This window comes from Candidatus Methylospira mobilis, assembly GCF_009498235.1.
GTDB classification, from domain to species: domain Bacteria; phylum Pseudomonadota; class Gammaproteobacteria; order Methylococcales; family Methylococcaceae; genus Methylospira; species Methylospira mobilis.
In genome coordinates, this window is the sequence record NZ_CP044205.1 from 3,234,864 (window position 1) to 3,254,868 (window position 20,005).

General features: G+C 54.0%; 21 protein-coding genes. 4 read left to right on the plus strand and 17 right to left on the minus strand.

The features are described from left to right. Positions 1-114 precede the first annotated feature (114 nt). The 4 genes from F6R98_RS14730 to miaB are packed head-to-tail and all read right to left on the minus strand — an operon-like array spanning position 115 to position 3,745. A complete protein-coding gene (locus tag F6R98_RS14730; RefSeq protein ID WP_153249694.1) occupies positions 115-945 on the minus strand; it encodes an HlyC/CorC family transporter in 831 nt (276 codons plus the stop codon). Further along, entirely contained in the window at positions 942-1,397 is a 456-nt protein-coding gene (gene ybeY / locus F6R98_RS14735) for an rRNA maturation RNase YbeY (RefSeq protein ID WP_153251082.1), read from the minus strand. The genes F6R98_RS14730 and ybeY overlap by 4 nt, the downstream gene beginning before the upstream one ends. Further along, positions 1,390-2,382, minus strand: coding sequence for a PhoH family protein (locus F6R98_RS14740; RefSeq protein WP_153249695.1), 993 nt, complete (start codon positions 2,380-2,382; stop codon positions 1,390-1,392). The genes ybeY and F6R98_RS14740 overlap by 8 nt, the downstream gene beginning before the upstream one ends. Next, positions 2,375-3,745 (minus strand): tRNA (N6-isopentenyl adenosine(37)-C2)-methylthiotransferase MiaB, encoded by a 1,371-nt coding sequence (gene miaB, locus F6R98_RS14745; protein ID WP_153249696.1) that lies wholly within the window; start codon positions 3,743-3,745, stop codon positions 2,375-2,377. Before miaB ends, F6R98_RS14740 begins: the two co-directional genes overlap by 8 nt. A 221-nt stretch (positions 3,746-3,966) precedes the next feature. Here miaB and dsbD point away from each other — a divergent pair, with 221 nt between their 5' ends. After that, positions 3,967-5,775: a protein-disulfide reductase DsbD gene (gene dsbD, locus F6R98_RS14750; protein ID WP_153249697.1), complete on the plus strand. Its 1,809-nt coding sequence runs from the start codon at positions 3,967-3,969 to the stop codon at positions 5,773-5,775. Positions 5,776-5,884: 109 nt separating this feature from the next. Here dsbD and F6R98_RS14755 read toward each other — a convergent pair whose 3' ends face one another. Beyond that, positions 5,885-6,532 (minus strand): tetratricopeptide repeat protein, encoded by a 648-nt coding sequence (locus tag F6R98_RS14755; RefSeq protein WP_228124894.1) that lies wholly within the window; start codon positions 6,530-6,532, stop codon positions 5,885-5,887. Positions 6,533-6,620: 88 nt separating this feature from the next. Next, positions 6,621-7,841: an ABC transporter ATP-binding protein gene (locus tag F6R98_RS14760; protein ID WP_153249699.1), complete on the minus strand. Its 1,221-nt coding sequence runs from the start codon at positions 7,839-7,841 to the stop codon at positions 6,621-6,623. Between the two features lie 363 nt (positions 7,842-8,204). Between F6R98_RS14760 and F6R98_RS14765 the strand changes: the two genes are divergently transcribed. Next, positions 8,205-8,378 (plus strand): hypothetical protein, encoded by a 174-nt coding sequence (locus F6R98_RS14765; RefSeq protein ID WP_153249700.1) that lies wholly within the window; start codon positions 8,205-8,207, stop codon positions 8,376-8,378. A 75-nt stretch (positions 8,379-8,453) separates the two neighbouring features. On the opposite strand, the gene F6R98_RS14770 is transcribed toward F6R98_RS14765, so the two are convergent. The 5 genes from F6R98_RS14770 to F6R98_RS14790 all read right to left on the minus strand — a co-directional run bounded on the left by F6R98_RS14770 (position 8,454) and on the right by F6R98_RS14790 (position 13,368). Continuing rightward, positions 8,454-8,864, minus strand: coding sequence for a hypothetical protein (locus tag F6R98_RS14770; protein ID WP_153249701.1), 411 nt, complete (start codon positions 8,862-8,864; stop codon positions 8,454-8,456). Positions 8,865-8,950: 86 nt separating this feature from the next. After that, positions 8,951-11,416, minus strand: a complete 2,466-nt coding sequence (locus F6R98_RS14775; protein WP_153249702.1) for a heavy metal translocating P-type ATPase — start codon at positions 11,414-11,416, stop codon at positions 8,951-8,953. Between the two features lie 201 nt (positions 11,417-11,617). After that, on the minus strand, positions 11,618-12,232 hold the full coding sequence (locus F6R98_RS14780) for a cation transporter (RefSeq protein ID WP_153249703.1): 615 nt from the start codon (positions 12,230-12,232) through the stop codon (positions 11,618-11,620). 81 nt (positions 12,233-12,313) lie between these two features. After that, the gene (locus F6R98_RS22120) at positions 12,314-12,763 is read right to left on the minus strand and encodes a hypothetical protein (RefSeq protein ID WP_228124895.1); all 450 of its coding nucleotides are present in this window, start codon (positions 12,761-12,763) and stop codon (positions 12,314-12,316) included. 368 nt (positions 12,764-13,131) lie between these two features. Next, positions 13,132-13,368 carry a hypothetical protein gene (locus tag F6R98_RS14790; RefSeq protein WP_153249704.1) on the minus strand — a complete coding sequence of 79 codons (237 nt, stop codon included), beginning with the start codon at positions 13,366-13,368 and terminating at the stop codon, positions 13,132-13,134. Between the two features lie 403 nt (positions 13,369-13,771). Here F6R98_RS14790 and trxA point away from each other — a divergent pair, with 403 nt between their 5' ends. Both trxA and rho read left to right on the plus strand, forming a co-directional pair. Next, the gene (gene trxA, locus F6R98_RS14795; RefSeq protein WP_153249705.1) at positions 13,772-14,101 is read left to right on the plus strand and encodes a thioredoxin TrxA; all 330 of its coding nucleotides are present in this window, start codon (positions 13,772-13,774) and stop codon (positions 14,099-14,101) included. Between the two features lie 253 nt (positions 14,102-14,354). Further along, positions 14,355-15,611 (plus strand): transcription termination factor Rho, encoded by a 1,257-nt coding sequence (gene rho, locus F6R98_RS14800; protein ID WP_153249706.1) that lies wholly within the window; start codon positions 14,355-14,357, stop codon positions 15,609-15,611. 148 nt (positions 15,612-15,759) lie between these two features. Here the strand turns inward: rho and F6R98_RS14805 are convergent, their stop codons facing one another. The 6 genes from F6R98_RS14805 to F6R98_RS14830 all read right to left on the minus strand — a co-directional run bounded on the left by F6R98_RS14805 (position 15,760) and on the right by F6R98_RS14830 (position 19,993). Then, positions 15,760-16,035: a PepSY-like domain-containing protein gene (locus F6R98_RS14805; protein ID WP_153249707.1), complete on the minus strand. Its 276-nt coding sequence runs from the start codon at positions 16,033-16,035 to the stop codon at positions 15,760-15,762. Between the two features lie 96 nt (positions 16,036-16,131). Next, a complete protein-coding gene (gene hemL, locus F6R98_RS14810) occupies positions 16,132-17,412 on the minus strand; it encodes a glutamate-1-semialdehyde 2,1-aminomutase (protein ID WP_153249708.1) in 1,281 nt (426 codons plus the stop codon). 49 nt (positions 17,413-17,461) lie between these two features. Further along, positions 17,462-18,028 (minus strand): dCTP deaminase, encoded by a 567-nt coding sequence (gene dcd / locus F6R98_RS14815; protein ID WP_153249709.1) that lies wholly within the window; start codon positions 18,026-18,028, stop codon positions 17,462-17,464. Position 18,029: 1 nt separating this feature from the next. After that, positions 18,030-19,124, minus strand: a complete 1,095-nt coding sequence (gene apbC, locus F6R98_RS14820) for an iron-sulfur cluster carrier protein ApbC (protein ID WP_153249710.1) — start codon at positions 19,122-19,124, stop codon at positions 18,030-18,032. A gap of 200 nt (positions 19,125-19,324) precedes the next feature. Then, entirely contained in the window at positions 19,325-19,516 is a 192-nt protein-coding gene (locus F6R98_RS14825; protein ID WP_153249711.1) for a hypothetical protein, read from the minus strand. A gap of 135 nt (positions 19,517-19,651) precedes the next feature. Continuing rightward, entirely contained in the window at positions 19,652-19,993 is a 342-nt protein-coding gene (locus F6R98_RS14830) for a hypothetical protein (RefSeq protein ID WP_153249712.1), read from the minus strand. Positions 19,994-20,005 lie beyond the last annotated feature (12 nt).

A 20,005-nucleotide genomic window follows, 5' to 3' on the forward strand; every position in this document is an offset into this window, starting at 1 on the left:
CATCAGCGAGAGCATAAGCCGGCCGGTAGCATGATTTTTGCAGCGCCGACGCCAGATAACCTGCGTCCGGACAACGCAACGATCAAGGCGCATAACCACTTTTAACACGCATGTTCAGGAGCCGGCCGCGGAGAGCTTTAACAGATTCAGGCGGCGATCGTCAGCCTGAATTACAGAGAAGTGGAACTGGTCGATATCAAGCGCATCCCCTCTTTTGGGCACATGACCAAAGCGATTGACAATCAAACCGCCCATGGTATCGAATTCCTGCTCATCAAAATCAGTTCCGAAACGTTCATTAAACAGTTCTATCGGCGTCAGCGCCTGCACCAGGTATTCCGAAGGCTTGATTTCGATAATAAACTCCTCGTCACCCGGATCGTGTTCGTCTTCTATATCGCCTACTATCTGTTCCAGCACATCTTCGATGGTCACCAGGCCGGCAGCCGCGCCGTACTCGTCGACAACTATCGCCATATGGCTGCGGTTGGCTCGGAACTCTTTCAGCAATACGTTTAAACGCTTGCTTTCCGGAATAAAATGCGTCGGGCGCATGATTTCATAAACGTGTTTGGATACATTCGCGGAGCGATAACCCAACAAGTCCTTGGCCAGCAGGATGCCCAACACCTCGGAACGGTCTTCCCCAATAACGGGATAGCGCGAGTGTCCCGACTCGGTCACCACCGGAAACACATCCTCGGGCACCGCATCATGCTCGATTACCACCATTTTGGAACGTGGCACCATGATATCGCCGGCACGCAACCCCGAGAACGCCATGATACCTTCTATCATCGCCATGGCATCGGGATCGATCAACTGCCGCCGTTCCGCATCGTGTAAAAACGCCAGCAAATCCTCTTGATCCTCGGGCGCACCCGCCAAAAAGTGTCCCAGGCGTTCGAGCCAGCTACGCCGCTCGCCCGGCTGATCTTCACTCACAAAACCTCCTCGTAAGGGTTGGCAAAGCCGAGCGTATGCATTATTTGAATTTCCGCAGACTCCATCCTGTCCGCATCCGCCGGTTCGATATGATCGTAGCCCTGCAAATGCAGTACGCCATGTACAACCATGTGCGCCCAATGCGCCGCTAATGTTTTTCTCTGTTCTCGCGCCTCGCGCTCCACCACCGCCGCGCAGATCGCCACGTCGCCCAAAATGACGCTATCGATGCCGGGCGGCGCTTCGAACGGAAAGCTGAGCACATTGGTCGGCACCGGTTTATTGCGAAACATGCCGTTCAACTCGGCGCTTTCTGCTTCATCCACCACGCGCACCACCAGTTCGGCATCGCTCAGGCCGGATACGGCCGCGCGCGTCCAGCCCGCAATATCCGCCTCGGAAGGCAGTTGCTGCGCGCCGCTGCATGCATTCTGAAACTCGACATCAATCATGGCGTCCGCCCGGTCCACTCTCGAAGGCTTCATAAGCCTGTACGATACGCTGTACCAGCGGGTGGCGCACCACATCCTTGGCGGTAAAAAAGGTAAAACTGATGCCCTCTACCTCGCGCAACACATCCAGCACCTGCCGCAAACCGGAATCGCGTCCGCGCGGCAGATCGATCTGTGTGATATCGCCGGTAATGACTGCGCGCGAACCGAAACCGACGCGCGTCAAAAACATCTTGATCTGCTCCGTCGTGGTATTCTGGGCTTCGTCCAAAATGATAAATGCATCGTTGAGGGTGCGTCCACGCATAAAAGCCAGCGGCGCCACCTCGATCACCTGACGCTCGATCAAGCGCGCCACGCGATCGAAACCGAGCATTTCATAGAGCGCGTCATAGAGCGGGCGCAAATAGGGATCGACCTTTTGCGCTATATCGCCCGGTAAAAAACCCAGCTTTTCACCCGCTTCAACCGCAGGACGCGCCAGAATCAGCCGCCTTACTTCTTCTTTTTCCAAAGCCGAAACCGCCGCGGCGACTGCCAGATAGGTTTTTCCGGTACCGGCAGGGCCGATGCCGAAGTTGATATCGCATTGTTGGATACGCCGCAGATAAGTTTGCTGATTCTCGCCGCGCGGCTTGATAACGCCGCGCTTGATGCGTATAACGGCACTCTGCTGATCGGAATCGGCGTTTGCGGAAGCGGCCGGAGCCATTCCAGCCTCCTGCAGCGCCAAATGCACGCGCTCGGGAGTCAACTGTTCGTTGCGCGTGGCTTCATACAGCGCGTGTATCACCTGAGCCGCAACCTGAACCGGCACAGTGGAGCCGGTGATCTGAAATTGATTGCCGCGGGTGGCGACTTCCACGCCCAAACGCCGCTCGATATGCTTCAGATTGTCGTCAAACTGGCCACACAAAGCCAGAAGACGCTCGTTGTCGTCGGGAAGCAGGCTAAACTGCACCCTGTTGGAACTATTTTCAGACACAGGAATGGTCCATCAGAGAAACATCGCCGGTTTCGATTCGGCCGATTAATCTGCCGCGCAAAGAATTTGGCAGAGCCTCGGTGATGATGACATCGGCAAACTGTCCGACCAGCCGCGCATGACCGTCAAAATTGACCACGCGATTATTCTCGGTTCGTCCGCTCATTTGTGTCACCTGTTTACGTGAAACGCCTTCCACCAGCACGCGCTGTACCGTACCCACCATTTTCCGGGAAATTTCCATAGCCTTTTCGCTGATTTTTTTCTGCAATGCGGCCAGTCGCTGGCGCTTTACTTCGATATTGACAGTATCGGGCAAGTCGGCGGCGGGGGTGCCGGGCCGGGCGCTATAGATAAAGCTGAACGACAAATCAAAACCGAGGCGGTTTATCAAATCCAGGGTATCGGCAAAATCGGCGTCGCTTTCGCCCGGAAAACCGATGATAAAATCGGAAGACAGGCTGATATTCGGCCTGACAGCTCGCAGGCGCCCGATCTTGTCGATATATTCCTCGCGTGTATGACCGCGTTTCATCAACGACAGGATACGATTACTGCCGCTCTGCACCGGCAAATGCAGATGATCGACCAACATCGGGATTTCGGCATAAGCCTGTATCAGGCTGTCGCTGAATTCGACCGGATGCGAAGTGGTATAGCGCAGGCGCCCCAAACCGGGAATCGCCGCAACATGATGCAACAGCAACGCGAAATCGATGATATCGCCTTCATCATCGACACCGCGATAGGCGTTGACATTTTGCCCGAGCAGATTGACTTCGCGCACGCCTTGCCTCACCAGGCCCTGTATTTCCGCCAAAATGTCCGCCAATGGACGGCTGATTTCCTCGCCGCGTGTATATGGCACCACGCAGAAGCTGCAGTATTTGCTGCAGCCCTCCATCACCGAAACATAAGCTTTCACGCCTTCCGCGCGCGGGGCGGGCAGCGCATCGAATTTTTCGATTTCAGGGAATGATACGTCGATAACCGGCCCTTGCCCGCTTGCAACGCGATCCAGTAGATCGGGCAGGCGATGCAGTGTTTGAGGGCCGAACACCATGTCGACGAAAGCTGCGCGCTGCTGCAGGGCTTCGCCCTCCTGACTGGCGACACAACCCCCGACCCCGATCACGATATCAGGGCGTTTTTCCTTGAATGCGCGCCAGCGGCCGAGTTCGGAAAAAACCTTTTCCTGCGCTTTTTCACGAATGGAACAGGTATTCAATATCAGCACATCCGCCTGTTCCGGCGATAATGTCAGTTCGAAACCTTTCCGGGCTTCGAGCACGTCGCGCATTTTTGCGGAATCGTACTCGTTCATCTGGCAACCGAAGGTTTCTATATAAAGCTTTTTGGACATCAGCCTCTTGGACATCGAATAAGGGTACGCCATTTTAGCACAGCTTTCAGCTTCGTCTGGCGAGGCTTGCACGCGGCTAAATAATTCATCATAGTGAACTCTGCGCTGCCGGGGCGCTCTAACAGGCAGAAAACGGCATATGTAAAGCCTTATAATGCGTTGAATATAGTGTTAAGTTTCAAAATATCCAGCCTCACTGCACATCAAACCGAATCATCTATATGCCGAATATATATTATTTGTTACGCATCTGCCTAATTTCAAGCCTGTCGGCAGTCTGCGCTGCGGCGTATGCGGCAAACGACAGTTTTTTGAGCGCCGATCAGGCTTTCCGGTTTTCCAGCGAGATAAAAAGCAGCGAAAACGTTCGTTTAAACTGGAAAATTGCGGACGGCTACCATCTGTACCGCGATCGCTTCAAATTCTCGCTGGCGGAAAACTCAGCCCCGCTGGTTGAATTATTACCGGTCGAATTGCCTAAAGGCGTCGAGCTGCAGGGATCACTGGGGGCCAGGGAAGCGTATTATCACCAACTCAGCATAGACTTGCATTTCAGGAAATTCGGTAACGATAGCGGCCCGGTCTATCTGAAACTGCGCTTTCAAGGCTGCGCCGACCAAGGTTTATGCTATCCGCCGATTGAAAAAAACCTGACGCTGCGCCTATCGGAAGCCACTGGCCCGGCAGTATCGCCTCCCGCAACCGTCAGTAGCGCCGTCCAGCAATCCGAGCAGGATCGCATCGCAGCCACGCTCCAGGGCGGGTCTCCGGGATGGGTGATACTCAGCTTTTTCGGCTTCGGACTGCTGATGGCGTTTACGCCCTGCATATTCCCGATGATCCCGATCCTGTCCGGGATTATTGTCGGTCAAGGCGCGGATATCAACACCTCCAGAGCCTTGCTGCTTTCGGCAAGCTACGTGCTCGCCGCTGCGTTGACCTACACCGTTTTCGGGGTTCTGGCAGGTCTTTTTGGCGGCAACCTGCAGGCCTTGTTCCAAACGCCGTGGATCATAATTTCGTTCAGCGGCCTGTTCGTGCTGCTTGCCCTGTCGATGTTCGGGTTTTACGAACTGCAAATCCCCAGCTGTATACAGCAACGCATAACCGCGCTCAGCGGACGGCAGCACGGCGGCACCTTGTTCAGCGCCGCGGCGATGGGCGCCCTTTCCGCGTTGATCGTCGGCCCGTGCATGGCGGCGCCGCTGGCCGGGGCGCTGATTTATATCGGTCAGTCCGGCGACGCGCTGCTCGGAGGTCTGGCGCTGTTTACCATGGGCCTGGGCATGGGCGCGCCGCTGATGCTGGTCGGCGCGTCGGCCGGAGCCCTGCTGCCGCGTGCAGGCGCGTGGATGGTCGCAATTAAATCGGTTTTCGGTTTGGTCATGCTCGGTGTCGCGATATGGATGCTGCAGCGCGTTATATCTGCCTCATTCGCGCTGCTGCTTTGGGGAACTCTGGCGCTGATCGCTGCCGTTTTTCTCGGGGGGCTGGATGAAACGCAGCAGGGCAGCGGCGCCTGGAACAGGCTAAGCAAGGGCATGGGCATCATTACGCTGGTTTATGGCGTGGCGTTGCTGACCGGTGCGGCTGCCGGTAACGACGATCCTTTGCACCCGTTGAAAGGCTTTGCCGTTACCGAAAACCGTCAGTATGAAACGGCAGCCATTCTTTTTCGCAAGTTAAATACTCCTGTAGCGCTGGATGCCGAACTGGAAGCGGCGCGCCAATCCGGTCAACCGATATTACTGGATTTTTATGCCGATTGGTGCGTGTCCTGCCGTGAAATGGAACACAATACCTTCGCCAATGCGCGCGTGCAGGCGGAGCTGACCGCCTACCGGCTGCTGCAAGCCGATGTGACCGCGAATGACGACAATGCAAAAGCCCTGTTGACGCGCTACGCCCTGTCCGGCCCGCCGGCAACCCTGTTTTTCGACCGTAACGGCGTCGAGCATAAGGAAAACAGGTTAGTCGGTTATATGGGGCCAAAAAATTTTCTCACGCATTTGGGCGGGAGTTCGCGGTAAAGCTACTCAGCTGCCACCCTGCAAGCCTTTATGCGTTTAATTCGAAGACCAGGGGCGTTGCGCGTTATCAGTACAAATTTCTCGCAAACAGTATTGGCGGACCGAACTGTTATTCCCGGAAACGCTTGGCTCCATTCGCTTCTTCCGCGCGCTTCTGCGCTTCCGCAATCTGCTCCTGGGTCATTTTGCGTTCGATTGAATCGATCTCTGATTTTGCCCGCTCCTGGCCCTGGGCTGCGGCAAATGAATACCACATGTAAGCCGTCACCAAATCGCGGGGAACCCCTTTACCCTCTTCGTACATCCAGCCAAGGTTGTTTTGCGCGACTGCATTACCCTGTTCTGCGGCTTTACGGTACCAGCTCATCGCTTCGTCATAGTCGCGCGTCACGCCTTCGCCTTCGTTATACGCCCAGCCAAGATTAAGTTGCGCCAATACATTGCCATGTTCCGCCGCCTTACGATACCAGGTCGCGGCCTCGGCATAATCAAGGGGAACGCCTTCGCCTTTGTAATACATCACCCCAAGAAAGTATTGCGCATTGTCATCGCCCTGCTCGGCGGCCTTGCGCACCCATTTCAGCGCTTCGGCATAGTCGCTTGCCAGGCTTTCCCCTATGCGGCGATGCGTCTCGCCGAGGTTGTTTTGCAGGGTTGTATTGTCCTTCAGCTCGACTTTCACGGGCATGTCAAGCGGAAGCGAGGCGGAACATGCAGCCAGAAAAACAAGAAATACCTGAATCATTTCTCTTTTCATGGTTGTTACCGTTTTCAGCGCAGGGATCGCGCCGCTCATAGTGACACAACGGCCTCCCCGCTTCCAGCCCGACAGAAGAGCGCGATGGCTACACCTTGAACTCAGCTTCCAGCGCCACCAGCCCGCAATAATGCGTTGCCTGTCCTTGCCCTACATGAATTTCCAGCATATTTCCCTGACTCGCCAACAGCCGGCCTTCTACCTCCAGCAATTGCACCGACAAGCGATACAACCCTGGAGCCAGTAAAATACGCGGCATGCTGACCGTGACGCAGCCGGACCCCCGCGCCAGAGTAAGGAAAAAACCATTCATCGCCGTATCCGCGCTCGCTATCAATATGCCGGCGCTGTTGCGAAACTGTACATGCAGCACCGCATCGGCAAGTGGCATCCTGGCGCTATAGGTAATAGCCAGCTCCAGAGGCTCACCCCACGTCAATATCCCGGATTGCTGCGCGGTACGCAATAACGTCAGAGCATGGATTTCCACATCGCCGCCACAATCAGGCGGAGGGGACAACAACGCGCCTTCCGCCTGCAGCGATCGGTTAATATAGCCTATCGATGCATAATAAGCGGCAAACAGCGCATCGGTGCTGCCCACGCCCAACTGTTTGCCGTTAAACAACAGCAGACAGCGATCCGCGACGTGGCGAACGTTCATTTCGGAATGCGACACGAAAATAATCGCCGCGCCTTCCGCCTTGAGCTGATTCAACCGGTCCAGGCAACGCATCTGAAACGCAATATCGCCTACGGCCAGCACTTCGTCGACCAGCAGAATATCGGGGCAAACTGAAGTGGCTATGGAAAAATCCAGGCGTGCGTACATCCCGTCTGAATAGGTTTTGACAGGAGCATCGATGGCCTCATCCAGTTCGGCGAATGCGACAATACCCTGAATCAGCGCATCGGTTTCGCGCTTGCTCAAACCCAATTGCGCGCATTGGATGTAAATATTCTCGCGCCCGCTCAGCATCGGCTGCAGACCCGAACCGATGCGTATCATCGACTTGACCGGCGCACGCGTCAGCACACTACCAGCGTCCGGCCGATACTCGCGATTGATCAACTTCAACAACGTGCTTTTGCCGGCGCCATTCGGTCCGATAATCGCCAGGCATTCGCCGCGCGCAACGGCAAAGGAAATATCCTGAACGGCCCAAAACTCATGTCTGCGCAGGGTCTTGCGGGGTGGCAGTCTGATCAGGGCCGCGGCGCTGTCCTGGAGAGCATAGCCAAAAGCCGCATAGAAACTGCGGCAGAATTTTTTTCCGGTTGACGTTACTTGAATCACAGGAGCAGACATTGCGCCACCCGAAATACTCCAGGAATCCGCACCATGGACAGATACCCCTATCAAATTAAATCGTAACTATTCAGCCTGCCCGCTGGAGAAGATATGAGGTGAACCAGGCGAGACCTTTTGCGCCCATGGATGGGCGCAGACAGTTTCCAGGAGCGGGCTTGCAGCGTGTCTCGACTGGCTTGCTTCAATCCGACTGCTTCGGTCATGACTTAAATGCACTCACTGAATAGTTACATTAAATTTTCATTAAATCTTCTTCAAGACTTAATACTGCTGTCACGTATATATAACTACGATTGCATTACCCGGCACAATCGGGTAACTGAAATTCCGTTCCATCAATACCACAAGAAGGAGGATAACATGCAACAAGAAAAAGATAATTTCTGGGTATATATCGGCGGCGTAATCGCAGTAGCTATCACACTCACAGTGCTTTTCAAAGGCACGCACAAGGAAGCGATTCCCGATCAGGCCTACGCGGAAACCGCCAAGCAAATCGATAGTCAAATCGCCAAGACTAAACAGCAAAAGTAACGAAAGCCTCTGCTGAAGCTTTCCCCGGGTGCAGGGATGCACCTACTGCAAGCAGCCATTCAGCAATCGTGTAAATCAACGCACTATTATAAAAGCGAGCAACAGCCCGGCGACTACATTTCCAACTATACTTACCAGCAGCTCGCGGGTAAAAAACGCACCCGGCAGCATTTTGCCCAGACGCGGATTTTTGTGCTTCTGCGTGATTTCAACCTCGCCGGCGTCTATCCTGCCCGCCAGGTCTTGCACCAGGCGAACTACTTCCTCGCGCGTGTGTATGGCGGGGTGAAATTTGATCAGCAGGTTACCGGTCACGATATTGGGTTCGGCATGATAAATACCTTTTCCGGCAGGATCTTTGAGCAGCGAATGTTTCAGCAATTCTGCGAAAGTGCGCCGATACCTGATCATCGGTATGGAAAAACGTATACGGTTCGGCACTTTATCGTGCACAATGGAAATGGCTTCTGGGTTCGTCTGTTTCATGGGCATACATGAATAAGTGATTATAAAGACTTCATCAAACTGAAAACATTGCCTATCACCTTATCCGTGCGGCTCCGAAGCGACAGTCAGTCCTTCTTCTGCAAACGCAATGAATTCAGCACCACCGACAGGGAACTCATGGCCATGGCCAGAGAGGCCACCATCGGATTCAAGCGCCCCATCGCTGCAACAGGTATGGCCACTATATTGTAACCGAATGCCCAGAATAAATTTTGATGAATCACTCGCAAGGTAAAACTGCTAAGTTGCATTGCTTCGGCAACCTTGGAAATATCCCCGTTTATCAGTGTTAAATCCGCAGTCTGCACCGCGATGTCGGTTCCCCCTCCGATGGCCAGACTGACATCGGCAGCCGCCAGAGCCGGAGCGTCGTTGACGCCATCGCCGATCATGCCGACTTTTTCGCCGCGCGCCTGTAATTCACGCACAATTTCCTGCTTCTGCTCCGGGCGGGCATGAGCGATAACCTCATCGATACCGACCAGACCGGCGATATGACGCGCAGCCGCCTCCATATCTCCGGTCACCATCAGCGTCCTTACGCGGGCGTTGCGCAACGCGGTAATCGCGTCGCGCGCATTGGCGCGCGCTTGATCCGCAATTCCGATAATAGCGGCAGGCTTGTTGTCCAACGCCATGAACACCGGAGTTTTGCCTTGATTTCCAAGACGCTGGGCATCGGCATCAAGCTCGCCGAGGTCAATATCATGCTGCTGCAACCAGACGCGATTCCCTATCAATACCTTGCTGAGACCGATAATTGCTTCTATGCCGTGACCCGGCTCACTCTGAAAACTGTCCGGCTCATTCAGAGTCAAACCGCGTTCGCGCGCATGACTAACAATAGCCTTACCCAAAAAATGCTCGGAATGCAGTTCCGCTGCCGCTGCGAACGTCAAAATCTCATCACCGGAAAGAGAAGAAAGATTGATTAAATCCGTCAACCGCGGCTTTCCTTCGGTTATGGTCCCGGTTTTATCGAACACCATTACCGTAATTTTCGACGCCATTTCAAGACTTTCACCATTGCGGATAAATATTCCACGGCGCGCCGCCTGACCGGTACCGACCATGATCGCCGCCGGCGTCGCCAGCCCGAGCGCGCAGGGACACGCGATCAACAGCACGGTTATCGCGTTGCCAAACGCGCGTGCAGGCGATGCGCCGGCCAGCAGCCAGCCAAAGAAAGTCAAAGCCGAAATAACCATCACCGAAGGTACGAAAACGGCAGAAACCCGGTCGACGGTTTTCTGTATCGGCAAGCGGCTGCTCTGCGCCTGATCGACCAGATTCACAATCCCGGCCAGCACGCTGTCCGGGCCGACAGCCTTCACGCGCACCTGCAGCGAGCCATTACCGTTGATGCAGCCACCGGTCACTGCAGCTCCCGGTTCCTTGACAACCGGCATGCTTTCGCCGGTCAGCATGGACTCATCCACGGTACTCAGACCGAACTCGACTTCGCCATCGGCCGGAATGCGCTCGCCCGGACGCACCAGCAGCAAATCGCCGACCCTGACATCGTCTATCGGCGTTACAACCTCTTCGCCATTGATCAGCACCGTAGCGGTCTGCGGCTGGAGATCTATCAATTGACGAATCGCTTCATGAGCCTGCCCACGGGCTTTTTCATCCAGATACCTTCCCATCAACACAAAAGTGACAATACCCGCCGCGGCTTCGAAATAATACTCGCGCCGGCCTATCACCAAGGCGATCAGACTGTAACCGAAAGCCGAACCGACGCCCATCGCGACCAGACTGTCCATATTGGCGGAACCTTGACGGGCCAGTTTCCATGCTTTCTCGAAAAAACTGCGTCCGCTCCAGAACACCACCGGCACCGCCAGTGCAAATTGCACCAAACCCAGCGCCAGTGAATGCGGCGCGATCATGCCGAGTATCATGGAAGGCGCGCTGAGCACGCTCGCCCACAAACAATGCTTCCATGCGCTGGAAAGGTGCGTATGTTCGCGCTCGAGCTGCATGCGCCGTTGCAGCAGACTGTCCAGAGAATGCGCGCCGTAGCCCAGCCCCCGAATACGCAGATAAAGATCTTCGCGGGTCATCCGCGCGCGCACCTGCGCCGTTTCCGTAGCATAATTGACCTTGGCGAAAACAACCTGCGGATCGCGCCTTAAATGCGTTTCTATCAGCAATGCGCACGATGCGCAGCTCATTCCTTCCAGAGCGATATTGAACTCGCGCTCAAGTTCGTCGCCGCTGGCCGTTCCGCGCGCCGCTACGGGCTGATTCTGCATGGCGCTTTCCAGACTGCCCAGCACATCGTCGAGCAAAGTCATCAACGAAGCGGACGGCAACAACTCGGGATCGAAATGAACGGCGACCGACCCTATATCCGGCACCAGCCGCACCTGTTTAATTGCCGCATGTTTGCGCAACAGGATCTCGAACAAATAGGAATAATCGGGTTTTTTGGTTAGTCCGGGCGCCAGGATACGCACACGTCGCCGTGTTTGGTGAACTACCTTGCAGTTTTCTGTTTGCCGCATTTCGCCTCCTTTATTCATCTATACATCCGTACCTTGCCGAACGAAGTCATCGTTCCACCAACGCAGCCGCACACCATCAAGCCGTAAAGCCCATGGCAGCGAAAAAGGCTGAAACACCCCGCGGGCTTTCAAATCAGGTGGACCGGACTCGCAACCATATTTGGGACAGCCCGCCTGACAAGAGCGGACCCGCAGATTCTGATGAGCGAGCCGATCAATTCAGTTTTTAGGCAGCTTGGAGCGCATCAGCAGGAATATCATGTAAATTGTCGCCATCCATTCGTAGCGGTAGAGCCACGGACGCTTAAGCCAGAGCTCGGTGATCGCATGCCAATGGGCGCGTATCAGATAGAGCACCAGGATATCCGTTAAAAAGTCGGTCAGATCGGAGTGTTTTAGAAAGCCTTTTTGCGACTTCCAGCCGAACGTGTTGCGAATGACAATTCCCAAAGCGGTCAGCGTCTCTCCAATCTCCTGATATTTGGCTCTTAACCAGCGGGATAACCCGTCAACGCCGCTCCCGTCCGGACCGGACACCAATCCGGTGCCGACAGACGCGGTACAGCAGGCTGAAGGGACGACAATCGCATCCACACCCAGAACGATGTCTTTCAATAATGCGGCTATTGCGCGCAGATCGGCGATCCCTTCGACATAGCGGATAGCCAGTTTGCGCGCCCCCGCATAAATCCGCGCGCTGGAAACGGCGGCGTGCTGCTTCAAGGCCCATTCGATGCGTCTGACGCGGTCTCCGTCGCAAAGCGACGCCGGCAGGGAAAATCGCACATAACCTTCGGCGCGATGCCGAAGGACAATCTGTTGCAAGATAGACATAGAGCCTCAAAGCCTAAAGGAAATCAACCCGCATAGGTCCATGGTCCGATCGAAAACACATTCGGATTATCCAGCCGAGGATCAAACGGCCTTGTCCTTGCCTTCTTCAAGTATATCTTCCAGATTTTCGCGCTGCTGAAGCACAAAATCCTTGCTTTTATCGGCTGCCTCATTAGCCGCCAATATAATTTCCTTACGGTATTTATGGACAGTGTACCCGACGGCGACGCCCAAACCGAAAAGCACCAGAGGGTGATGGAATATTTTGCTCATTATTGATTTTCCTGTATGTGAACCCGCCGTAACAACGGCGGCGCCGGTCGCTGCCGCGCCCCCGGCAAGATGATGAACCGTAACTGCTGACGCCGGATGCGACATTCCCGCCTTCACCAAATGAGTCATTCCATGCCCCATTGCTTCGTGAGCGGCATGCCCGGCAGCGTGCCCCATTGCGCCATGAGCGGCATGTCCCATTGCGCCATGCGCTGCGCCGTTCGCAACCGCTTTTTGTATCCCATGTATATGAGCCATAATCACTCCTGACAATCTGAAAACCGCTTGCTGGGACTTTACCCCGTCTCGTCGACGACGCAGGGATATTATACTAACCGAATCGGGAATTAGTGCAAAGCGGAGCCGAGAGCTATCGTCACTCCTTCTGATTTCAACAACAGGCGCTAAATGTCTTATCAGCAAAACAAACTGAGACGGATGCACATCTTCTCTTTAAAATCAGCCATCTGAAATCAATGACTGTATAGATCGCCCATGCGTTGATTCGCTCATGAGAAATACATTAATCCGGAAGAACGCAAAAACGACGGACACACGTAACGTATGCCGCCGTTAACATCCTTTGCTACAGGGATGGGATATAGCTGCGCCGCCGATTGATTTTATCAATGGCAGCTGAAGCTTGCCGCTACCGACTCCGAACCGTTACCGCGCCGTCCGATTGCTCGGCTTGAGGCTTTCATTAAATACATCCGCAAAGCGCCTGTCAGGCTGGGTCCCAAGCCGACCGAGGCGGCAATCGCCGGCACCAGAATCAATGAAGCAAACGCCAAGCCGGTACACACCGCCAGCGCGCTGGCATCGTAAATCGGACCGGTTGCAGCAATTTCTCTGTTACTCATAGCACTATCTCCGTCAACTGTGGTTTAGCAAGGCATTATCGCTTTATATGAAACGCTGAATTAACTTAAACAAGGTTTATGCCTGATTTCCAAGCCTATAAAAATAAACATAAATATCTGTTTGCCAACCCAGCCAAGCTGTAAAACTGAGGCATATCACACAGTCCGGGCATGCGAAATAACACACCCCGCAAATTTGAATTAAATATGTTGATAAACTGCGGGAGCCCTAGCTTGCATCGCACGCTCACCACGCGTTCCCTCCCCGCACACGCATTAGTCATCAAAAAACTTGAAATCTGCTCCTGATTAAGCTGAAATGGAGCACAGGAACAAGACCCTCCCGGCTGCGGCATAAGCCAGTTACGGGAGATTTCAAACCATCATTTTCACGGAGTTAACAGTGAGTGACAATATTTCGCACATTAACGACAACACTTTCGATGAACAGGTACTAAAAGCCGACGGCCCGGTGCTGGTGGATTACTGGGCCGAATGGTGCGGTCCCTGCAAAATGATCGCGCCCATTCTCGAAGAAATCGCCACGGAATATGCCGGCAAGCTAACCGTAACCAAGGTTAACATCGACGAAAATCCGGCCGCTCCCCAACGTTACGGCGTGAGAGGCATACCAACGCTGATGCTGTTCAAAAGTGGGGAAGTCGCAGCAACCAAGGTTGGCGCGCTGTCCAAATCGCAACTCGCAGCGTTCCTTGACAGCAACCTCGACTGAGCTTTTCAGACAACAAAACCTGCGACTAACGCGTTTACCCGTAGCGGATGCGCAAAAACAGCATATAACTGCTGGACGCGTCCGCTCCGCTGTATTAGAATCGTCGCTAGTCTACGATAGCCTGCCCAGTTAAATTTAAGTCCAACGCCGTTATCGGCGATCCCTGCAAACACCCCTTCAAGGCACTCTACGCCTTATGGGTTTTCTGCAACATGAAGTTCTCCATCACAATCCGCATCATTAACTAACACTCATGAATCTAACCGACCTCAAACGCAAACCCGTTTCCGAACTAATATTAGTCGCCGAATCGCTTGAAATTGAAGGCTTTGCCAGAACACGCAAGCAAGATCTGATCTTCTCAATCCTGAAAAAACAGGCCAAAGGCGGGGAGGATATTTACGGAGACGGGGTTCTGGAAATACTGCAGGACGGCTTCGGTTTCTTGCGCTGTACCGATAGTTCGTATCTGGCCGGCCCCGACGACATTTACGTTTCTCCAAGCCAGATACGCCGCTTTTGCCTGAGAACCGGCGATACCATTTCCGGAAAAATCAGACCCCCCAAGGAAAGCGAACGCTATTTCGCAATGCTCAAGGTCGAGCAAATCAATTATGAACCGCCTGAAAACGCCAAGCACAAAATTGTATTCGCCAACCTGACGCCGCTGTTTCCAAAAGAGCGCTTCGTGCTGGAGCTGGGAAATGGCAGCACGGAAGACTTGACCTCGCGGGTAATCGACCTGATCGCGCCGATCGGCAAGGGTCAACGCGGCCTGATTGTGTCGCCGCCCAAGGCGGGTAAAACCATGATCCTGCAAAACCTGGCCCACTCGATCGCGGAACAGAACCCCGAATGCTATCTGATCGTATTGCTTATAGACGAACGCCCTGAAGAAGTCACCGAAATGCAGCGCAGCGTAAAAGGCGAAGTGGTTTCGTCCACCTTTGACGAACCGCCGGCGCGCCATGTTCAGGTCGCCGAAATGGTGATAGAAAAGGCCAAGCGTCTGGTTGAACACAAGCGCGATGTAGTGATCCTGCTCGACTCCGTTACCCGTCTGGCGCGTGCCTACAACACCGTGATTCCGTCGTCTGGCAAGGTATTGACCGGCGGCGTCGACGCCAACGCGCTGGAACGCCCCAAGCGCTTTTTCGGCGCGGCGCGCAATATCGAGGAAGGCGGCAGCCTGACCATCATCGCCACCGCGCTGGTCGACACCGGTTCACGCATGGATGAAGTGATTTACGAAGAATTCAAGGGCACCGGCAACATGGAACTGCACCTGGACAGAAAAATCGCCGAAAAACGCGTGTATCCGGCCATCAATATCAACCGCTCGGGAACCCGGCGCGAAGAATACCTGGTGCCGCAGGAAGAGCTGCAGAAGAACTGGATATTGCGCAAGATTCTGCAACCGATGGACGAAATGGCGGCAAGCGAGTTCCTGCTGGGAAAACTCAAGGAAACCAAAACCAACGCGGAATTTTTCGCTTCGATGAAGCGCTGAAACAGCGCCCGGTTCATCTGCAACATGACAGGATATTACCCGTGTTATAGGGTAATATCCCAAGCTGAATCTCAGAAGGACAATTTTGTTGCCGCTTTCCGAAGCAAAACCAGATGAATCCCCTCGAATGGAATAAAGCAGATTTTGCTTAGTGCTCCAGTTTCGCCTTCACAACCTTGCCATCGGCACTGTATACGACCTCATGCTCAAGACCGTTATCCTTGAACTCGAATTTGTAAACCGTCTGCCCGTTTTTTACTTTTTCCTCATACTCCACACCCGACACATTCGGATAAACCGATTTAAATGTCCTCAGCACCGCGGGAGGGACTTGCTGCTCGGTGATATCCTTGTCGGCCATCACGCTGCCGGACACTATCAACGCCCCCAAAAAAGAGATTCCGATTATTAAAATACGTTTCACTGCAATACTCCATAAAGTCATAAAAACCGCGAGCAATCATATTTCAGCGTAACAGCATGGAATGCCCGGGCAATGACGGCGTCAATGCGCCCGAGTTCAACCCGTCAAAATCGCGAACGCTTTATCGGCTGCGGCGATGGTTACATCCAGTTGTTCCGTTTCATGCGCTACGGACACGAAACCGGCTTCGAATGCCGACGGAGCCAGATAAACACCGCTTTGCAACATCGAGTTAAAAAATGCATTAAAGCGTTCGACATCGCAACCGACAACCTGATCGAAGCGGTTAATAGCTGGTTGCCCGGTAAAAAACACACCGAACATGCCGCCAACCTGATTGGTAGCGAACGGGATGCCGGCAACTTTGGCGCTCGTGGTAAGCCCGTCAAGCAGATAACGTGTTTTATCGGCCAGCTGTTCATAAAAACCAGGAACCGAAACCAGCTCCAGCATTTTCAAACCCGCCGCCATCGCCACCGGATTGCCGGACAAGGTGCCTGCCTGGTAGACGGGACCCAGCGGCGCCAGATGATTCATGACCTCATCGCGCCCACCGAATGCGCCGACCGGCATGCCGCCGCCAATCACCTTGCCCAGCGTCGTCAAATCCGGCGCCACGCCATAGAGCGCCTGCGCGCCGCCCAATGCGACGCGAAAACCGGTCATGACTTCATCGAAAATCAGCAACGCGCCGTACTCGCTGCACAGCGCACGCAAACCTTCCAGGAAGCCAGGCGCCGGCGGAACACAGTTCATGTTGCCGGCTACCGGCTCCACTATCACGCAAGCGATATCCTGTCCACGACGCGCAAATACCTCGCGCACCGCATCGCTATCGTTATAACTCAGCGTCAGCGTAAGTTCGGCCAGCGCGGCGGGGACCCCCGGCGAACTGGGAACGCCCAAAGTCAGCGCGCCAGAACCGGCCTTCACCAGCAAGGAATCGGAGTGGCCGTGATAACAACCCTCGAATTTGACGATTTTATCTCGCCCGGTAAATCCGCGCGCCAAACGTATCGCGCTCATGGTCGCTTCCGTGCCGGAGCTGACCATGCGTACCTTGTCCATCGACGGCACCAGTTCGCACACCTTGCGCGCCATTTCCGTTTCGACTTCGGTCGGCGCGCCAAAACTCAAGCCACGATCCACCGCCGCATGCACCGCCGCCAGCACTTCCGGATGCGCATGCCCCAGCACCATCGGCCCCCATGAACCGACATAATCGATGTAGCGCTTCCCGTCGCTATCGAACAAATAAGGACCCTGCGCGCGCGACACGAATACCGGGGGACGCCCCATGCCACGGAATGCGCGTACCGGAGAATTCACACCGCCGGGTATGTACTGCTGCGCTTTTTCAAATAGAGTTGAGCTCATTGATGAATCCGAAAATATAATCACGCCGGCGTCAGCGCCGGCACTGAAATCAAGCGCGCGGCAATGTCACGCCCACTTGCCCCTGGTATTTGCCCTCCCGATCGCGATACGATGTCTCGCACACTTCGTCTGCACCGATAAACAGCACCTGGGCGACGCCTTCGTTGGCGTAGATTTTCGCCGGCAGCGTGGTGGTATTGGAAAACTCCAGCGTGACATGTCCTTCCCACTCCGGCTCCAGCGGCGTGACATTGACGATAATGCCACAACGCGCGTATGTGGATTTTCCAAGACAAATGGTCAGAACATCGCGCGGTATTCTGAAATATTCCACCGTGCGCGCCAACGCGAACGAATTCGGAGGAATAATGCAGATATCGGCATTCAAATCCACAAAGCTGTTTTCATCAAAATCCTTCGGGTCGACTATCGCCGAATTGATGTTGGTAAAAATCTTGAACTCACTCGAACAGCGTATGTCGTATCCGTAACTCGACGTTCCGTAGGAAACCACGCGGCGCTGGTCAACATAACGCACCTGCTGCGCTTCGAACGGCTCTATCATGCCGTGCTCCGCAGCCATACGGCGTATCCATTGATCCGACTTGATGCCCATGCTAATCGCTCACGACGCTGATGGTTGGAAAACGCGATGAATAATCCTTGGCCTTGAGCGCAAGCAATGCTGATATGCGCAACGCGATATCCCGATAGCGCCGCGCAACCGCGCCTTCCGGGTCGGCCACGACCGAAGGGTGTCCTTCATCCGAACGCAAGCGGATTTGCATATCCAGAGGCAACGCGCCCAGCATCTCGACGCCGTAGCGATTGGCCATACGCTCACCGCCGCCCGAGCCGAAAATCGGTTCTTCGTGCCCGCAGTTCGAGCAGACATGGATGCTCATATTCTCGATTATCCCCAGAACCGGCACATTCACCTTTTCGAACATTTTCAGGCCCTTCTGCGCATCCAATAGCGCAATATCCTGCGGCGTCGTCACTATTACCGCCGCGCTGACCGGAATTTGCTGCGCCAGCGTCAACTGAATATCGCCGGTGCCGGGAGGCAGATCGATAATCAGATAATCCAGATTATCCCACGCGGTGTCGTTCAACAGTTGCTGCAACGCGCCTGTTACCATCGGCCCGCGCCAGATCATAGGCGTATCGTCGTCTATCAGGTAACCGATCGACATCGACTGCACGCCATAGGCGCTTTTCGGAACGATGCGATTGCCTTCGGCAATATCGGGCTTGCCGGACAAGCCCAGCATCGCGGGCTGGCTCGGTCCGTAAATATCGGCATCCAGAATACCGACGCGCGCCCCCTCCACCGCCAATGCCAGCGCCAGATTCACCGCCGTGGTCGACTTGCCGACGCCGCCCTTGCCGGAAGCGATCGCGATGATGTTTTTTACGCCGGCCATCGGCTTCAGGTTTTTCTGCACCGCATGCGATACGATTTCGGAAGCCATATTCACAGTCACGCTGTTGACGCCGGGCAACGCCGCCAGCTTATCTTGAATCACCGCTTTCAGTGCCGGCAGATAACTGGCGGCGGGATAGCCAAGAACGATATTTACGGTAACCTGCCCATCCGCAGTTACCGCCACGCCTTTAACCGCCTTGGCGGAAACCAGGTCTTTGCCCGGATGCGGGTCTATAATGGTAGACAGCGCCGCTTCAATGTCATTCTGCGTTACTGATGTCATAAATTGTCCGATGATTATGTTCGCTATGCGAGATCTAATTAATGTGGGTATCCGCACCACCGGGATTGAAGATCAATAAGGATATGCCATCGCTTGATACATATATTTCACAACCGTTTTCCCGGGCGCACCGGATCCTGGAAAAGCCCGACCTACCCGACAAACATTTCCATCATCCGATAACTGCGTACGATAAATCTCTATTTGAAGTATTTGGTGCTATAACCTTTTTTTGGCTTTAATAAATTACTATTTTCAGCAATCTCATTGAGCTCACGCTCAATCGCCAGAATCTCCTCAATCGTGGGATTCCCGCGATGCAGCCTCTTGAGCAATTCATTAACCTTATCCTGCGGATCTTTTAATTCAGGATCATCATCCTTTTTAGCCATTTCTATTCTCCACCAACAATTCTAACCAAAGCCTTGCAAGTACCAGCCCATGCTTTGAACATGAATACGGCAAGACCACATACATCGAAACTACAGCAACGCGTAAACCATCCCCTACCCGCATATCGTATACGGTTAAATTTTGGATGCGGCAGAAATCGTATAATCGACTCTAGAGCCATGAATGGCATACCCCTTCGATTCTATCTGCTTTATCATGTTTTTTTGATCGAGCCCGAACAAAGGTTTATCCGGATCCAGCTCAATGCCGGACCTGAATGGCGAGACGCTGAAAATATCCGGGTCGGTCGATTCCGGCCACTCTAAATCTTCCACTTTTGTCCCTGCGGGAACAGATAGATATTTATTACTGTTATTCGTGCAAACATACATATCGATTTTCATATCAGTCTCCGTCTGCTGATGGTGGTAAAGGTTATCCGGCCGCATTCCAAAACGATAATTCGATTTATCCATGTTGTTTTATCG

Bases quoted from the DNA above. Each gene is read 5' to 3' on its own strand.
- ybeY (WP_153251082.1), bottom strand. From the start codon at position 1,397: ATGATTGATGTCGAGTTTCAGAATGCATGCAGCGGCGCGCAGCAACTG.
- F6R98_RS14830 (WP_153249712.1), bottom strand. From the start codon at position 19,993: ATGGATAAATCGAATTATCGTTTTGGAATGCGGCCGGATAACCTTTAC.
- F6R98_RS22120 (WP_228124895.1), bottom strand. From the start codon at position 12,763: ATGGCTCATATACATGGGATACAAAAAGCGGTTGCGAACGGCGCAGCG.
- hemL (WP_153249708.1), bottom strand. From the start codon at position 17,412: ATGAGCTCAACTCTATTTGAAAAAGCGCAGCAGTACATACCCGGCGGT.
- rho (WP_153249706.1), top strand. From the start codon at position 14,355: ATGAATCTAACCGACCTCAAACGCAAACCCGTTTCCGAACTAATATTA.
- dcd (WP_153249709.1), bottom strand. From the start codon at position 18,028: ATGGGCATCAAGTCGGATCAATGGATACGCCGTATGGCTGCGGAGCAC.
- dsbD (WP_153249697.1), top strand. From the start codon at position 3,967: ATGCCGAATATATATTATTTGTTACGCATCTGCCTAATTTCAAGCCTG.
- F6R98_RS14775 (WP_153249702.1), bottom strand. From the start codon at position 11,416: ATGAATAAAGGAGGCGAAATGCGGCAAACAGAAAACTGCAAGGTAGTT.
- F6R98_RS14780 (WP_153249703.1), bottom strand. From the start codon at position 12,232: ATGTCTATCTTGCAACAGATTGTCCTTCGGCATCGCGCCGAAGGTTAT.
- F6R98_RS14765 (WP_153249700.1), top strand. From the start codon at position 8,205: ATGCAACAAGAAAAAGATAATTTCTGGGTATATATCGGCGGCGTAATC.
- F6R98_RS14760 (WP_153249699.1), bottom strand. From the start codon at position 7,841: ATGTCTGCTCCTGTGATTCAAGTAACGTCAACCGGAAAAAAATTCTGC.
- F6R98_RS14790 (WP_153249704.1), bottom strand. From the start codon at position 13,368: ATGAGTAACAGAGAAATTGCTGCAACCGGTCCGATTTACGATGCCAGC.
- apbC (WP_153249710.1), bottom strand. From the start codon at position 19,124: ATGACATCAGTAACGCAGAATGACATTGAAGCGGCGCTGTCTACCATT.
- F6R98_RS14755 (WP_228124894.1), bottom strand. From the start codon at position 6,532: ATGAAAAGAGAAATGATTCAGGTATTTCTTGTTTTTCTGGCTGCATGT.
- miaB (WP_153249696.1), bottom strand. From the start codon at position 3,745: ATGTCCAAAAAGCTTTATATAGAAACCTTCGGTTGCCAGATGAACGAG.
- F6R98_RS14770 (WP_153249701.1), bottom strand. From the start codon at position 8,864: ATGAAACAGACGAACCCAGAAGCCATTTCCATTGTGCACGATAAAGTG.
- F6R98_RS14825 (WP_153249711.1), bottom strand. From the start codon at position 19,516: ATGGCTAAAAAGGATGATGATCCTGAATTAAAAGATCCGCAGGATAAG.